Source organism: Saccharopolyspora sp. NPDC045839 (assembly GCF_056431645.1).
In genome coordinates this window covers 46,298-61,119 of record NZ_JBWKKH010000005.1, presented here as the reverse complement: position 1 = coordinate 61,119, position 14,822 = coordinate 46,298, and the positions used below count along the sequence as shown (strand labels likewise).

At 71.2% G+C, this 14,822-nt stretch carries 14 protein-coding genes and 1 tRNA gene; 14 read left to right on the top strand and 1 reads right to left on the bottom strand.

What is annotated here, in order from left to right; genetic code table 11:
* Positions 1-18: 18 nt before the first annotated feature.
* Positions 19-597 carry a mycofactocin system transcriptional regulator gene (gene mftR, locus AC07EQ_RS09175; protein ID WP_478387498.1) on the bottom strand — a complete coding sequence of 193 codons (579 nt, stop codon included), beginning with the start codon at positions 595-597 and terminating at the stop codon, positions 19-21.
* 154 nt (positions 598-751) lie between these two features.
* Here mftR and mftA point away from each other — a divergent pair, with 154 nt between their 5' ends.
* The 14 genes from mftA (at position 752) to AC07EQ_RS09105 (ending at position 14,335) form a co-directional block, all read left to right on the top strand.
* The gene (mftA, locus tag AC07EQ_RS09170) at positions 752-859 is read left to right on the top strand and encodes a mycofactocin precursor MftA (RefSeq protein WP_132494008.1); all 108 of its coding nucleotides are present in this window, start codon (positions 752-754) and stop codon (positions 857-859) included.
* Positions 859-1,131 (top strand): mycofactocin biosynthesis chaperone MftB, encoded by a 273-nt coding sequence (gene mftB / locus AC07EQ_RS09165; RefSeq protein WP_358385930.1) that lies wholly within the window; start codon positions 859-861, stop codon positions 1,129-1,131. Before mftA ends, mftB begins: the two co-directional genes overlap by 1 nt.
* A gap of 98 nt (positions 1,132-1,229) precedes the next feature.
* Entirely contained in the window at positions 1,230-2,420 is a 1,191-nt protein-coding gene (gene mftC, locus AC07EQ_RS09160; protein WP_478387497.1) for a mycofactocin radical SAM maturase, read from the top strand.
* Positions 2,417-4,366 (top strand): mycofactocin system FadH/OYE family oxidoreductase 1, encoded by a 1,950-nt coding sequence (locus tag AC07EQ_RS09155; protein WP_478387496.1) that lies wholly within the window; start codon positions 2,417-2,419, stop codon positions 4,364-4,366. The genes mftC and AC07EQ_RS09155 overlap by 4 nt, the downstream gene beginning before the upstream one ends.
* Positions 4,363-6,306 carry a mycofactocin system FadH/OYE family oxidoreductase 2 gene (locus AC07EQ_RS09150; RefSeq protein WP_478387495.1) on the top strand — a complete coding sequence of 648 codons (1,944 nt, stop codon included), beginning with the start codon at positions 4,363-4,365 and terminating at the stop codon, positions 6,304-6,306. The genes AC07EQ_RS09155 and AC07EQ_RS09150 overlap by 4 nt, the downstream gene beginning before the upstream one ends.
* Positions 6,303-7,238: a mycofactocin-associated electron transfer flavoprotein alpha subunit gene (locus AC07EQ_RS09145; protein WP_478387494.1), complete on the top strand. Its 936-nt coding sequence runs from the start codon at positions 6,303-6,305 to the stop codon at positions 7,236-7,238. The genes AC07EQ_RS09150 and AC07EQ_RS09145 overlap by 4 nt, the downstream gene beginning before the upstream one ends.
* On the top strand, positions 7,231-8,535 hold the full coding sequence (locus tag AC07EQ_RS09140; RefSeq protein WP_478387493.1) for an FAD-dependent oxidoreductase: 1,305 nt from the start codon (positions 7,231-7,233) through the stop codon (positions 8,533-8,535). Before AC07EQ_RS09145 ends, AC07EQ_RS09140 begins: the two co-directional genes overlap by 8 nt.
* Before the next feature lie 264 nt (positions 8,536-8,799).
* Positions 8,800-10,206, top strand: coding sequence for a zinc ribbon domain-containing protein (locus tag AC07EQ_RS09135; protein ID WP_478387492.1), 1,407 nt, complete (start codon positions 8,800-8,802; stop codon positions 10,204-10,206).
* A gap of 16 nt (positions 10,207-10,222) precedes the next feature.
* The gene (locus AC07EQ_RS09130; RefSeq protein WP_478387491.1) at positions 10,223-10,516 is read left to right on the top strand and encodes a ferredoxin family protein; all 294 of its coding nucleotides are present in this window, start codon (positions 10,223-10,225) and stop codon (positions 10,514-10,516) included.
* 1 nt (position 10,517) lies between these two features.
* On the top strand, positions 10,518-11,366 hold the full coding sequence (locus AC07EQ_RS09125; RefSeq protein WP_478387490.1) for a mycofactocin-associated electron transfer flavoprotein beta subunit: 849 nt from the start codon (positions 10,518-10,520) through the stop codon (positions 11,364-11,366).
* Entirely contained in the window at positions 11,363-12,145 is a 783-nt protein-coding gene (locus tag AC07EQ_RS09120) for a mycofactocin-coupled SDR family oxidoreductase (protein ID WP_478387489.1), read from the top strand. Before AC07EQ_RS09125 ends, AC07EQ_RS09120 begins: the two co-directional genes overlap by 4 nt.
* The gene (gene mftF, locus AC07EQ_RS09115; RefSeq protein ID WP_478387488.1) at positions 12,142-13,494 is read left to right on the top strand and encodes a mycofactocin biosynthesis glycosyltransferase MftF; all 1,353 of its coding nucleotides are present in this window, start codon (positions 12,142-12,144) and stop codon (positions 13,492-13,494) included. The genes AC07EQ_RS09120 and mftF overlap by 4 nt, the downstream gene beginning before the upstream one ends.
* Positions 13,491-14,228, top strand: coding sequence for a mycofactocin biosynthesis peptidyl-dipeptidase MftE (gene mftE / locus AC07EQ_RS09110; protein WP_478387487.1), 738 nt, complete (start codon positions 13,491-13,493; stop codon positions 14,226-14,228). The genes mftF and mftE overlap by 4 nt, the downstream gene beginning before the upstream one ends.
* A 33-nt stretch (positions 14,229-14,261) precedes the next feature.
* Positions 14,262-14,335: transfer RNA gene (locus AC07EQ_RS09105), tRNA-Pro, on the top strand.
* Positions 14,336-14,822: the final 487 nt, after the last annotated feature.

Below are 14,822 nucleotides of genomic sequence, written 5' to 3'. Positions count from 1 at the left end.
TCGCAGGGCGGCCGGGCGTCACCGCGTGGCGTCCGGCCGCCCTACCGCACCGAATCCGGCCGCCAGCTCCCGCATCGCGGCGTCCAGCAACTCGCTGAGGTCGGAATCCTCGCTGTCCAGCCATTGTTCGTAGGCCGCGACGGCGACGCCGAGCGTCGCGTGGGCGATGGCCTGCGGTGCGAGGCCGTCCGCGGGTTCGCCCAGGCGGTCGCCGACGAACTCCGCCACCACCTGGCGCCAGGCCCGGAATCGCAGCGTCGAGTGGGCCTGCAGCGCGGGCACCCCGAGGATGAGCCGCATCCGGCGGCGGTGCGCCGGAACCTGCTCCGGGTCGACCCGGTTGAACTCGACGAGGCAGTGCCGGATCGCGTCCATCAGCGGGCTTTCCGGCGGGGCGGCGCGGAGATCCGCGCGCATCCGGTCGAGCTCGCCGTCGAAGTCGCCCCACGGGATGTCGTTCTTCGACGGGAAGTAGTGGAAGAACGTCCGGCGCGCGATGCCGGCCGCGCGCGCGATGTCGGTGATGGTGGTCTGGTCGAAACCCTGCTCGTCGAAGAGCTCGAACGCGACCTGCTCCAGCTCGGCGGCGGTGGTCACCCGCCGTCGACCGCCGGGTCGCGGGATTGAGCCGATCGTGTTCTGCCCCAACGGATGCGTCTCCAGGTCTTCCAAAATGCACTCGGTGCAAATACGGTGGCCGACAAGTGGCCGGTGGCCGACCTCGGTCGGCCCGCTCGACGAGGAGCATCGCATGGCTGACGAACAGCACGATTTGGGCACCGCCGCCGCCGAACCGGTGGTCGAAGAGGAACTGCTGGTCGAAGAGGTCTCGATCGACGGGATGTGCGGGGTCTACTGATGACCACCGCGGCGGAGTTCGACACGAGCCAGGGCTACCGGTTGAATCCGCAGGTCGCGTTGCGCCCCGAGCCGTTCGGGGCGCTCGCGTACCACTTCGGCAACCGCAAGCTGTCGTTCCTGAAAGTTCCCGAGCTGGTGGACCTCGTGCGGGGCCTCGGTGACCACGCCACCGTCGAGGACGCGCTGCTGGCCGTCCCGGAGGCGCGCCGCGCGTCGTTCCGGCGGGCGCTGGCCTCGCTGGCGGCCACCGACATGATTCACCCCCGCTGAGCCCGGCGGCGGTTTCGCGCGAAAACGCCGCGGCCCCGCACCGAAGGCGCCGGTTTCGCGCGAAAGCGCCGGTGCTGCCCGAACGAGTGGAGTCGAAGGTGACTGCTGTCGAACCGGCGCCCGTTCCCTCGCTGGTGGAGCAGTTCAAGGGCGGGCTGGCCGCCCCGATCTGCCTGACCTGGGAGTGGACCTACGCCTGCAACCTGGCCTGCGAGCACTGCCTTTCGTCGTCCGGGCGGCGCGATCCGCGCGAGCTGAGCACGGCCGAGATGAAGGCCGTGATCGACGAGCTGCAGCGGATGCAGGTGTTCTACGTCAACGTCGGCGGCGGCGAGCCGACCGTGCGCCCGGACTTCTGGGAGCTGCTGGACTACGCCATCGAGCACCAGGTGGGCGTCAAGTTCTCCACCAACGGCCTGCGCATCGACCGCAAGCGCGCCGCGCAGCTGGCGGCCACCGACTACGTGGACGTGCAGATCTCCCTGGACGGCGCGACGCGCGAGGTGAACGACGCCGTGCGCGGCCCGGGTTCGTTCGACATGGCGATGCGCGCGCTGGAGAACCTGTCCGCCGCCGGGATGAAGGACTTCAAGATCTCGGTGGTGATGACCCGGCAGAACGTGCCGCAGCTGGACGACTTCAAGGCGATCGCGGACCGGTTCGGCGCCCAGTTGCGGATCACGCGGCTGCGCCCGTCGGGCCGCGGGGCGGACGTGTGGGACGAGCTGCACCCGACCGACGCGCAGCAGCACGAGATCTACTCGTGGCTGGTCGAGCACGGCGAGCAGGTGCTCACCGGCGACTCCTTCTTCCACCTGAACGCGCTGGGCGCCACGCCCCTGCCGGGGCTGAACCTGTGCGGCGCGGGCCGCGTCGTGTGCCTGATCGACCCGGTGGGCGACGTCTACGCGTGCCCGTTCGCGATCCACGACGCGTTCAAGGCGGGCAACGTCCGCGAGACCGGCGGATTCGACCGCGTGTGGCGGGAATCGGAGCTGTTCACCGAATTGCGGCAGCCGCAGTCCGGGGGTGCGTGCCGGTCTTGCTCGGCGTTCGACGCCTGCCAGGGCGGCTGCATGGCGGCGAAGTTCTTCACCGGCCTGCCGCTGGACGGCCCCGATCCGGAGTGCGTGAAGGGCCACGGGCAGGCGGCTCTGTCCGTTGTGGACCGTTCCGGACTGCCGAAGGCATCGCAGGACCACTCGCGATCCTCGCGGAAGGTCCGGCTGGGCATGCCTTCGATGCCCGCCAAGCCGTGCGACTCCAGCCCTCTGGCGAGCCAGTTGTGAAGCTGGCCGACGGCGTCCGGCTGGGCGCGGTGACCGCGCCGTCGCGGGTCCTGTTCGGGCCGCACGAGACGAATCTGGGCCGTGGTCGCGGCATTTCCGACCGGCACGTGGCCTACTACGCGGCGCGGGCGGCCGGCGGCGCGGGCGTGATCGTCACCGAGACGGCCAGCGTGCACGCCTCCGACTGGCCCTACGAGCGCGCTCCACTCGCCACGGGGTGCGGCGCAGGCTGGACGGCTGTGGCCGACGCCTGCCGGCCGTACGGCGCGGTGGTGCTCGCCGGCCTCGGGCACGCGGGCTCGCAGGGGTCTTCTGCGTTCTCGCAGAACGCGCTGTGGGCGCCGTCCCGGGTGCCGGACGTGGCCAGCCGCGAGCTGCCGATGGAGCTGGAGCGGGGCGAAATCGACGAACTCGTCGCGGGTTTCGCCGCTGCGGCGGAATCGGCCGTGCGGGCCGGGATGCACGGTGTCGAGATCGAAGCCGGTCAGTACTCGCTGCTCCGCCAGTTCCTGTCGGGGCTCACCAACCAGCGCGCGGACGCCTACGGCGAGGACAAAACCCTGCTGCTGCGCGATGTTCTGGATGCGGTACGTCGCGCGGTCGGCGACCGCGTGGTGGGGCTGCGGCTTTCCTGCGACGAACTGGCGCCCTGGGCGGGAATCACCCCGGAGCAGGCCGCCGGGATCGTCGAAGCCGTGGCGGACCGGATCGACTACCTCGTGGTGGTGCGCGGTTCCGCGATGGGGACGTCGGCGACGCGGCCCGACCTGCACACCGAGCCCGGCTTCAACGCCGACCTCTGCAGGCAGGTCCGCGAGGTCGTGAGCAAGAACCGGAACGAGCGCTCACGACCACTGGTGGCGCTGCAGGGCAGCATCGTCGAACCGGAGCAGGCGCAGCAGGCGCTGGACGACGGCGTCGCGGACCTCGTCGAGATGACGCGCGCCCAGATCGCCGAGCCGCGACTGGTCGAGCTGGTCCGGGCCGGTCATCCGGAGCGGATCCGGCCGTGCGTGCTGTGCAACCAGAAGTGCCGCGTCCGGGACAACCGGAACCCGATCGTCTCGTGCATCGGCGAGCCGTTCAGCGGGCACGAGAGTGGGCGCGAGTGCGAAACCGGGCTGGAGGCCGGTTTCGCACTCACGACCCGGCGGGAGGTGCTGGTCGTCGGCGGCGGCCCGGCCGGTCTGGAAGCCGCGCGGGTGCTGGCCGAGGGCGGGCACGAGGTCGAGATCGTCGAGAAGGACGACCGGCTCGGCGGCGCCGCGCTGTGGGCCGCCGAGGTCGGCGGGCGCGGTCGGCTGCGCCGGATCGTCGACTGGCTGGAGGCAGAGGTGCGACGGCTCGGCGTGCGCGTCACGCTCGGCACCGAGGTCACCGAGGCGGACCTGATCGGCACCAGGCGGGACGTGCTGGTGGCGATCGGCTCGGTCCCGGGGCCGCGCGCGTACGAGACCCGCGGCGGCCTGGTCATCGACGTCGCCGACCTGCTCGAACACCACGCCGTGCCGGACGGGCCGGTGGTGGTGTCCGACCCGGTCGGGGACGCCGTCGGCGTCGGGGTCGCCGAGCTGCTGGCCGGGCAGGGGCGGGACGCGGTGATCGTCACGCAGGACCAGGTCGTGGGCACGCAGCTGGCCCTCACCGGCGACCTGGCGGACGCCAACGGCCGGCTGCAGCGCGCCGGGGTGCGGCTGGAGAAGCGTTCGCTGCTGCGGGAAGTGCACCCCGGCCACGTGGTCCTGGAGGACACCTTCACCGCCCAGCGCCGGACCCTGCCCTGCGCCTCTGTCGTCCACTGTGGACACAGGCTGCCCAATCCCGACCTGGCCGGATGGCCGCGGGCGGGCGACTGCGTGGCACCCAGGACGATCCACGAAGCGATCCTCGAAGGCCGCCGCGCGGCGCGCGAGATCACCGCGCTGGTCGGGGGAGGCGCGCGATGACCCGCTACCTGTTCTCCCCGCTGCGGATCGGCCCGGTGACCGTGCGCAACCGCATCGTGTTCTCCGCGCACCTGACGAACTACGCCGAGAACGGCCTGCCCAGCGAGCAGCACGCCGCCTACTACGCCGCCCGGGCCGCCGGCGGCGCGGGCCTGGTGATCACCGAAGAACATTCGACGCACCCGACGGACTGGCCGTACGAGAAGCTGATCCACGGCTTCCACCGGTCGGTCGTGCCCGGGTACCGGCGGATCACCGAGGCGGTCCACGCCCACGGCGTGCCGATCTTCGCCCAGCTCAACCACAACGGCGGGCAGGCGTCGTCGATGTACTCCCGCCTGCCGGTGTGGGCGCCGTCCGCGGTGCCGGACCCGATGTTCCGGGAGGTGCCCAAGGCGATCGACACCCGCGAGATCGCCGAGGTCGTGGCCGGCTACGGCACCGTCGCCGGGCACTGCGCCGAGGGCGGGTTCGACGGCGTCGAGCTGCAGTGCTCGCACTCGTCCATCGTGCGCGGTTTCCTTTCCCCCGCCACGAACAAGCGCACCGACTCCTACGGCGGATCGCTGGCCGGGCGGGCCCGCATCCTGCTGGAGATCATCGACGCGGTGCGCGAGGCGCTCGGCCCGGAGCGGGCGCTGGGCGTGCGGCTGTGCGGCGACGAGCTGATCGAGGGCGGCACCACCATCGACGAGGCGGTCGAGGTCGCGCGGATGGTGGAGGCCACCGGCAAGGTCGACTACATCAACACCTCCATCGGCGTGGCGACCTCGACGCTCTACATGATCGAGGCGTCGATGGCGATCCCGCCGGGCTACGCGCTGTTCATCTCCAACGCGATCCGCCGGGCCGTGCGCCTGCCGGTGGTCGGCGTCGGGCGGATCAAGGACCCGCTGCAGGCCGAACGGGCGCTGGAGGAGGGCCACTGCGACCTCGTCGGCGTCGTGCGCGGCCAGATCGCCGACCCGGACTTCGCGGCCAAGGCCCGCTCCGGGCACGGCGGCGACATCCGGACCTGCCTGTCCTGCAACCAGGAATGCGTCGGCCGGATGGGCCTGAACCGCTGGCTGGGCTGCATCGAGAACCCGCGGACCGGCCGCGAGGCGGTGGCGCTGCCGCTGCCCCGGGCCCGCAAGCGGGTGCTGATCGTCGGCGGCGGCCCGGCGGGCCTGCAAGCGGCGTCGACCGCGGCGGAACGCGGCCACCACGTGACCCTGTTCGAGCGGGAGCAGGCGACCGGCGGGCAGGTCGCGGTCGCCGCCACGGTGCCCAGCCGCGCGGAATTCCTCGACGTGGTCCGGAATCTGCGCGCGGAATGCGAACGCCACGGCGTCGACGTCAAGACCGGCGTCGCGGCGACCGCCGAGATGCTGCGCGACGAGCACCCGGACGTGGTCGTGCTCGCGACCGGAGCCCGGCCCCAGCCGGTGCACTGGGCCGGCGGCCTCGACCGGGTCGTCGACGTCCGCGACGTGCTGGAGGGCCGCGCGGCACCGGAAGGCGACGTGCTGGTCGTCGACGAGCTCGGCTTCCACCAGGCGTCCTCGATCGCCGAACTCCTGGCCGACCGGGGCTGCCGGGTGCGCATCTCCACGCCGGGCATGGTGGTCTGCCAAGACCTCGGCGTGACGCTGGACATGGAGACCTTCAACGTCCGGGCGCACGCGAAGGGCATCGAGCAGGCCACCGACGAGGTCGTGATGTCGGCAGCGGCCGAACCGGACGGCGTCGTGCTGCAGATCCTCAAGCACACCACCGGGGAAATGGCCGAAGCCCGCTTCGACTGGGTCGTGTGCGCGACGCACCAGGCTCCGGAAGACGCGTTGTGGCACGAGCTCAGGGAATCCCCGTTCGCGGTGCACCGGGTCGGCGACTGCATCGCGCCGCGCCGCGCGCACGCCGCGGTCGTCGAAGGACATCGAGTGGCGGTGGGCCTGTGAACGGACGTCCGGAGATGCTCGCGGTCGTCATCGCCCGCGGCGGTGTGCTGCCCGGCGGCGCCGACGAGGCCGCGGCCGAATGCGGCGGCGCGGTCCTCGTCGTGGGCACCGGCACGCGGGAAGCGGCTCGCGCCTTCACCGCGGCCCGGCGCATCTGGGCGGCGGAAGTCCCGGTGATCGCGCCGGGCGCGCTGGCCGCGGTGCTGGCGCCGCTGATCGCCGAGGTCCCCGTCGTGGTGCTACCGGCCTCGCCGGACGGGCGCGACATCGCCGCTCGCCTGGCCTTCCAGAGCGAACGGCCCCTGTTCGCCGGTGCCACCCGGTGCACGCCGGAGCACGCCGATCTGTCCAGGTTGGACGATTCGCTGGAGGTCCGGGTCGCGCTCGGCGAACCGGCCGTGGTCACCTTGATCCCGGGCGTGCGCGGCACGCCGCAGCCGGTGCCCGCACCGGAGCCGGTCGAGCTGACCGTCATCCTGCCCGCGGTGCTCGACGCCGAGGTCGTCGAGATCCTGGAACCGGAACCCGAAACGGTCGAACTCGCCGAAGCCAAGCGGATCCTCGGCGGCGGGGCCGGGCTGGTGCGCCCCGGCGAGGACGGCTCGGCGGTGATGCGGACCCTGACCGGCGTGGCCGCTGCCCTGGGTGCCTCCGCCGGTGCCACCCGGGTGATCACCGACGCCGGCTGGGCGGGTCACGACCGCCAGATCGGCACCACGGGCGTCGTCGTCGACCCCGACCTCTACGTCGCCTTCGGCGTCTCCGGCGCGACGCAGCACGTCGGCGGCCTGGGCCGCCCGGCGCACGTGATCAGCGTGAACACCGACCCGTCCTGCCCGATGACCGCGCTGGCCGACCTGGGCATCGTCGCCGACGCGCCCGAGGTCCTGCGCGAACTGGCGCGCCGACTGAACGGAGCCGCCGATGCCTGAACACTCCGAAGTGGATGCCGTGGTGGTCGGGGCGGGCCCGGCCGGCGCGTCCGCGGCGCTGGAGCTGGCGCGGGCCGGGCGCAGCGTGATCCTCCTGGAGCGGGGGCCGTTCCCCGGCGCGAAGAACGTCTACGGCGGCGTCGTCTACGGCCGGGTGCTCGACGAAGTCCTGCCCCGGTGGTGGGAAGAGGCCCCGGTGCAGCGCTGGGTCACCCGCCGCAGCACCATGATGATGACCCCGACCCAGGCCCTCACCGTCGACTTCCGCACCGAGGACTGGGGGAGCGCGCCGTACAACGGCATGACCACCTACCGCGCGGACTTCGACGCGTGGCTCGCGGGCAAGGCGGTGGCGGCCGGTGCGCAGCTGGTGACCTCCACGGTCGCGACCGAGCTGCTGCGCGACGCCGCCGGGCGCGTGATCGGCGTCCGCACGGACCGGCCCGACGGCGACATCCGGGCGCAACTCGTGATCGCCTGCGACGGCGTCAACTCGTTCCTCGCGAAGCAGGCGGGCCTGCTGCCCCGGACGGACCCCGAGCACCAGACCCTCGGCGTGAAGGAAACCCTCTCCCTGCCGCGCAGGGCGATCGAGGAGCGCTTCGGGCTCAGCGGCGACGAAGGCGCGGACTTCGAGATCCTCGGCTGCACCGGCGACATCCCCGGCGGCGGCTTCCTCTACACCAACCGCGACACGGTCAGCATCGGCGTGGTGCTGTCGCTGACCGGCCTGGCTGCTTCCGGACGGCGTCCCGAGGAGGTCCTCGCGGACCTCAAAGCGCACCCGGCGATCGCGCCCTACCTGCGGGGCGCGGAGCTGAAGGAGTACTCCGCGCACCTGATCCCGGAAGGCGGCTACCGCAGCATGCCGCCGCTGCAGGCCGACGGCCTGCTGGTCGCCGGCGACGCGGCCGCGATGTGCCTGGCGGCCGGGATCTGGCTGGAAGGAGTCAACTTCGCCATCGGCTCCGGCCTGGCGGCGGGCCGCACGGCCGCCGAAGCCATCGCAGCGGGCGACCCCACCCGGCTCGCCGGCTACCGCAAGCGGCTGGAGGGCAACTTCGTGCTGACCGACCACAAGAACCTGCAGGGCGCCCCGCACCTGGTCCTCTCCGACCGGGTCCAGCGCCAGTACCCGCGGCTGCTCTGCGACTTCGCGCAGGAGGTCTTCACCGTCCGCAACCCGGAACCGAAATCCGGCCTCGGCAAGCTGTTCCGGCGCACGGCCGCCAAGCACGGCGTCCGGCTGCGGCAACTCGCCGCGGACGCCTGGGCAGGCCTCCGCGTCTTCGGCTGAAGGAGAGGCGGCCTGGTGTGTGTTTCTTGTTCACTGTTGACTATCATTGGCAATGATGGTCGGGACGTACCCCACTGGCGAATTCGTGCGAACGGTAGGACGCTCGGCTGGCACTGCGCGCCTGCAGGAGCGAAAAGGACGCGTCACCGTTCGGTCTGGCCCTGCCGGACGTTGGTACTTCACCGATGCCGACATGTGGAACGTTCTGCAGCCGAGTTTCAACGAAACGGGACGCAAGACCGTCGGTTGCTACCGGAGGGTCTGGTGAAGGTCACCAGGATCGCATACTCGCAGGATCTCAACGCTGGCAAGTACGCGCAGCTCGCGGAGCAGGCTCTCCGGTTGGGGCGTGTCCGCGGCGAGACGTGGCAGCGCTACGGCTCGGTCAACGGCGCAGGATTGTCTGACCGCAAGATCCGTGACCAGTGGATGGTTGACGGTACGGCCGAGTTGTTCGGTGTGTTGGCGAATGCGTGGAAGGAAACGGTTCGGGACGCGGTCGCCGACATCACCGCGAACCGGGCTGCCGCGAAAGCAGCCGTCCGCAAAGCGATCCGTCGGCGAACCTCGGACCAGGCAGAACAGAAGCGGATGTACACCGCGCTTAAACGCGACGCGTGGGCTGAGGATTCGTTTCTGTCACGGCAGATGCGGAAACATTGGAAGCGTGGCCGCAACCGCACTCACAACCAGATCGTGGTGCGCAGCGACCAGTACCGCACGTTCACCTTGACCGAAGACGGCGATGTCTGGCTCGCTGTGCCGGGTTTGCAGCGCCGCCAGCTAGTGCGTATTCCGCTGAACACCACGGTGGCACCGTTCGGGACGCTGCGGCTGATCCTGCGCGGCGGCCGTGTCGAGGTGCATTACCAGATCGACTCGGACACGATGAAGTCCTCCGCACGCCCGCCCGGTGACCGTGAGATCGGCGTGGACAAGGGCTACACCGAAGTGCTCACTGATTCCGATGGACAGCACCACGGCACAGAGCTGGGTGTGCTCCTGGTGTCCGAGTCGGACCACCGGAAGACGAAGAACGCACGTCGAGCGAAGATCCGGTCAGTAGCGGAGAAGGCTCGCGAAGCAGGTGATCACACCAAAGCCGACCGGATTGTCCGCAACAACCTCGGCATCATCAAGCGGGACCGGCGTTCGTGCCGCTGGCAGCGGACAGTGCGCACCACCACGTTTCGTGCGGTGCATGCTGTTGTAGACAACGCCGTGTTGATCGCGGCTGAAGACCTCACCAAAACGTTCACCGGTCACGCTCGGCGTGGCCGGAATGTCAACCGGCGCTTGGCGGCGTGGACCAAGGGGGTCACCGCTGAGGCGCTCGCGAGCGTGTCGGAGCGCAGAGGTTCTGCGCTCACGCTGGTCAACGCGGCCTACACCTCACAAGTCGCTCCCTGCTGCGGCGTCCTCGGGCACCGTGCCGGGGATCGGCTTCACTGCACGCGGTGCGGGGTGGTGTGGCAGGCAGACCACGCGGCAGCGATCAACGTCCTGCACAGAGTGGGTGACCCCGACATCGCCCCGCACACCGCATATCAGCGGGTGAAGAGCATCGTGCAGCAACGGGCCGATCGCCGACCGGATCAGACTGCCGATCCCGGACTCCAGCCTGCGAGCGGAGAGCGAAGCATCCAACTGGTGATCAACTTTGATCAATAAGTAGGAAGCAGCGACAATGCGCCAGTACCCGGAAGTGTCCTTCGAGGACCGGATGGGCACCGTCGACTTCCAGGTCGGCGAGCGCCCGCACATCACCGTGGACACCGAGATCTGCCGGTCGTGCACCACCAAGGCGTGCGTGCACGCCTGCCCGGCGAAGCTGTTCGTGCCCACCGGCGACGGCGGCATCCTGTTCAACTACGAGCAGTGCTTCGAATGCGGCACCTGCTACCAGATCTGCAACTCCGCCGGCGCCATCACCTGGACCTACCCGGACGGCGGGCACGGCGTGGTCTTCCGGAAGGGCTGACATGGGACCGCAGATCGTCGTGGCGCTGAGCTGGTCCTGGCGGCGGGTCCGGGTGGATCCGCTCACCGGTGAGCTCGACGCCGGAGACCGGGGCGGCAACGCCGCCGAACACGCGGCGCTGGAGCACGGCCTCCGGCTCGCCGAAGAACTCGACGGCCGGGTCCTGGCGGTGACCGTCGGGCCCCCAGCGGCCGAGGAGGGCCTGCGCGCAGCGCTGGCGGCGGGCGCGCACGAGGCGATCCGCGTAGCGCGGGACGACCAGCTGGAGCCCGGCTACCTCGTCCACAATGGAGCGGACACGGCCAAGGCGATCGCGACGGCGGTCGCGGAACCGGATCTCGTGCTGTGCGGCGACAGATCGGACGACGGCGGAACCGGAACGACGCCCGCGTTCCTCGCCGCCCGGCGCGGTGCCGCGCAGGCGCTCGGCGTCGTCAAGCTCGAAACCGACGGCGAATCGCTGCTGGCGCACCGCAGGCTCGACGGCGGCAGCCGGGAGGTCCTGCGGCTGCCCACACCCGCGGTCGTCTCGGTCGAAGCCGCCGGTGTGCGCCTCCGCCGAGCGAGCCTGCCTGCCGTGCTGGCGGCCCAGAAGGCGACGATCCGCACGATCGCGGCCGAGCCGCAGCGGCCACGACGCGTGGTCTCGGCCCGCCCGCTCCGCCCACGAGCGCGGGAGTTGACCGCCCCGGCGGGAACGACGGCGCACGACCGGATGCTCGAACTGACCGGCGCGCTGCAGGACCGCACGCCACCGACGGTCATCGGCCCGCTGCCGGCCGCCGAAGCGGCCGGCGAACTGCTGGGTTACCTGAAGCGCCACGGATACATCACGGGAGAGACGCCATGAGCAGGGTCGCGGTGGTCACGGGCGCAGCACGTGGAATCGGCGCGGCGGTCGTGCGACGGCTCGCCGCGGACGGCTGGCGCGTGGTCGCCGCCGACATCTGCGCGGACATCCCCGGGACCGGATACCCGCTGGGCACCCGGGAACAGCTCCGGGCGCTGGCGGAGGAGTGGCCGGAGTCCGTGCGCGACGTCGTGGCCGACGTCCGCGACGAGGCCGCGGTGCGGCGAGCCGTCGCGGTGGCGGAAGCCGAGTTCGGCGGCCTGGACGCGGCGGTGGCGGCGGCCGCCGTCATGGCAGGCGGGCGGCCGCTGTGGGAGACCTCGAACGACGAGTGGGACGCCCTGTTCGACGTCGGCGTCCGCGGCGTGGCGAACCTGGCCCGCGCCGCGGTCCCGCTGCTGCTGCAACGACCCGAACCCCGATCCGGCCGGTTCGTCGCCCTGGCCTCCTCGGCGGCGCACCGCGGCCTCTACCACCTCGCCGGGTACAACGCGGCCAAGCACGCGGTGGTCGGCCTGATCCGCGGCCTCGCCACCGACCTCCGCGGCACCGGGATCACGGCGACGGCGGTCTCGCCGGGATCGACCCGCACGGACATGCTCACCGCCACCGCGGCCTACTACGACCTGCCGGACGTCGAGGAGTTCAGCCGGCACCAGCTGGTCGAACGCCTGCTGGAGCCGGACGAGGTGGCGGCGGCGGTGTGCTGGCTGTGCGGCGAAGGAGCCTCGGCCGTCACGGGAACCGTCGTGCACGCCGACGGAGGATTCACGGCATGACGCCCAGACTCGCGCCCGACCCCGGTCTGCGCCGCTGGGACAGCGGGCGAACGCTCGCCGGCGGATCGCCGTTCCGGGTGCTGCGGCTGACCGCCGCCGGCGCGGCGATGGTCGACGGCTGGATCGCGGGCGAGCCGGTGACCGCCGGAGCGGCCTTGGCGCAGCGGCTCGTCCGGGCGGGAATGATGTACCCGAGCTACGACCAGGCCCAGCACGGCCCGAGCGATGTGACCGTCGTGATCCCGGTGCGCGACGGCGACGTGTCCGGGCTGATCGCGGCGCTCGACGCGCCCGCCATCGTCGTCGATGACGGCTCCCGGCAGCCGATCCCGGGAGCCGCGATCCGCCACGAAACCGCCCGGGGCCCAGCGGCGGCCCGCAACGCCGGGTGGCGGCTGGCCCGCACGCCGCTCGTGGCGTTCCTGGACGCCGATACGATCCCCGAACCGGGCTGGCTCGAACCGCTGCTCCGCCACTTCGAAGACCCGGCGGTCGCGGCCGTGGCACCGAGAATCCGCAGCACACCGGGAAAAACGGCGCTGGCCCGCTACGAGAGCACCCAGTCGCCGCTCGACCTCGGCGACCAACCTGGCCTGGTCCAACCAGGCAGCAGGATCAGCTACGTCCCCACGGCGGCCCTGGTGGTCCGCACGTCGGCGCTGCACGAGCTCGACGGCTTCGACGAGGAAATGCGCTTCGGCGAGGACGTCGACCTGATCTGGCGCCTGATCGCCGCGGAACACCTGGTCCGCTACGAACCGGCAGCCGTCGTCGAACACGCGCCGCGCCCGCGGTGGACGGCCCTGCTGCGGCAGCGATTCGACTACGGAACCTCGGCGGGCCCCCTGGCGCAGCGGCACGGTGATGCGGTCGCCCCGGTGCGGGCATCGCTGTGGAGCGCGGTGGCCTGGGCGTTGATCCTCGCGGGCAGATCGGGAGCAGGGCTGGCCGTGGTAGGCGCCGCGGCGGCCCTGCTGACCCGAAAGCTCGGCAAGCTGGGAATCCCGACCCACGAGGCAATTCGCCTGGCAGCACGGGGAAATCTCGGCGCCGGCCGAGTCTTCGCCGACGCGATCGGACGAGCCTGGGCGCCGGTGGCGATCCCGCTGCTGCTGCTCAGCCGTCGCGGCCGGGCGGTGCTGGCGCTGGTGCTGCTCAGGAACCTGCTCGACTGGGCGCGCAAGAGGCCCCCGCTCGACCCGATCCGCTGGTGCCTGGCGCGTACGGCGGACGACCTGGCGTACGGCTGCGGTGTCGCGCGCGGCGCCCTGCGCACCCGCAGCCCCGCATCGCTGCTGCCATTCCTGACGGATCGCGGCGGCCGCAGCAGCGTCCAGGTGTCGCGATGACTGCCCTGATGGACCTGACCTGGCCGGAGGTCGCCTCGATCGCCGCGCGGAGCATCCTCGCGGTCCCGGTCGGCGCGACGGAACAACACGGCCCGCACCTGCCGTTCACCGTCGACACCGAGATCGCGGAGGCGCTCTGCGCCCGGCTGGCGGAGCAGAGCCAGGTCGTGGTGGCACCGGCGGTGACCTACGGCTCCAGCGGCGAGCACGCGGGCTTCCCGGGCACGCTGTCGATCGGTCAGGAAGCGGTCGAGCACCTGCTGGTGGAACTGGTCCGTTCAGCGGACGCGTTCGCGGGAGTGGTGCTGGTGTCGGCCCACGGCGGCAATGCCGAACCGGTCCGCAGAGCGGTGGGGACGCTGCGAGCGGAAGGCCGCCGGGTGCTCGCCTGGGCGCCGACGGGAAGGCCGGACGACACCCACGCGGGCCGAACCGAGACCTCGGTGATGCTGGCGCTGCGCCCGCAGGCGGTGCACCTGGCCAGAGCGGAGCGGGGCAACACGACGCCGCTACCGAACCTGATCGACACGCTCCGTGCCGGAGGGCTCCGGGCGGCCACGACCAACGGAGTCCTGGGCGACCCGGCAGGGGCGACGGGGGAGGAGGGAGCCCGGATCCTGGCGGCCTGGACGACGTCGCTCACGGCGGCGGTGACGGCCTGGCGAAGCCCTGAACAGCAAAAACGGCAACCGGAGGGCCCCGATGATCGCCCATCCGGAGGTGCGGTAAGCTAACGACGCACCCCGAGAGGGGCAAAAACAGAAGAACGGGCTGTAGCGCAGCTTGGTAGCGCACTTGACTGGGGGTCAAGGGGTCGCAGGTTCAAATCCTGTCAGCCCGACCGTGAAGAGAGCCCGCTGATCGGCACATAAGTGCAGGTCAGCGGGTCTTTTTGTATTGTGGCGTGGATCTTTTGTTGATCGTCCATTGTGGCTGGTGAACTGGTTTTTGGGAGGATTTTGGGAGTCGCGATGTTGTGCGGGGTGGGAGGGGGTCGCGCCCCGGCGGGCTCAAGTTGACCGGGTGTGAGATCCGTCTTTTGTGGTTTGTGGATCACGAGTTTGCTGTTATCGCAGGTCAGTTCGGGTGTCGCTGGTTGCGGCTGGGTTGGTTGCGCTCGGGTGGGGGCGGGGTTGTGTGACGGCGTTGCCGGCGCTGGTGGTGGTGGGTTTTTACCGCTGGTCAAGGGGTCGCGGTAGGGCGTGCTGATAGCTGGTCGCGCGGTGTTTTCCGGCGTGTTGTGGGGTAAGTGGGGTGGGGGTGTTCGGTGGTGTTGCTGAGGTCTCCCAGCGGTGTTGGAGGGCGTTGAGGAGTTGTGTCTCGATTTC

What these genes read in the sequence shown, in the direction of transcription:
- AC07EQ_RS09140 (WP_478387493.1), top strand. Translation starts at nt 7,231, where the DNA reads ATGCCTGAACACTCCGAAGTGGATGCCGTGGTGGTCGGGGCGGGCCCG.
- AC07EQ_RS09125 (WP_478387490.1), top strand. Translation starts at nt 10,518, where the DNA reads ATGGGACCGCAGATCGTCGTGGCGCTGAGCTGGTCCTGGCGGCGGGTC.
- AC07EQ_RS09120 (WP_478387489.1), top strand. Translation starts at nt 11,363, where the DNA reads ATGAGCAGGGTCGCGGTGGTCACGGGCGCAGCACGTGGAATCGGCGCG.
- mftB (WP_358385930.1), top strand. Translation starts at nt 859, where the DNA reads ATGACCACCGCGGCGGAGTTCGACACGAGCCAGGGCTACCGGTTGAAT.
- mftF (WP_478387488.1), top strand. Translation starts at nt 12,142, where the DNA reads ATGACGCCCAGACTCGCGCCCGACCCCGGTCTGCGCCGCTGGGACAGC.
- AC07EQ_RS09130 (WP_478387491.1), top strand. Translation starts at nt 10,223, where the DNA reads ATGCGCCAGTACCCGGAAGTGTCCTTCGAGGACCGGATGGGCACCGTC.
- mftA (WP_132494008.1), top strand. Translation starts at nt 752, where the DNA reads ATGGCTGACGAACAGCACGATTTGGGCACCGCCGCCGCCGAACCGGTG.
- mftE (WP_478387487.1), top strand. Translation starts at nt 13,491, where the DNA reads ATGACTGCCCTGATGGACCTGACCTGGCCGGAGGTCGCCTCGATCGCC.
- AC07EQ_RS09150 (WP_478387495.1), top strand. Translation starts at nt 4,363, where the DNA reads ATGACCCGCTACCTGTTCTCCCCGCTGCGGATCGGCCCGGTGACCGTG.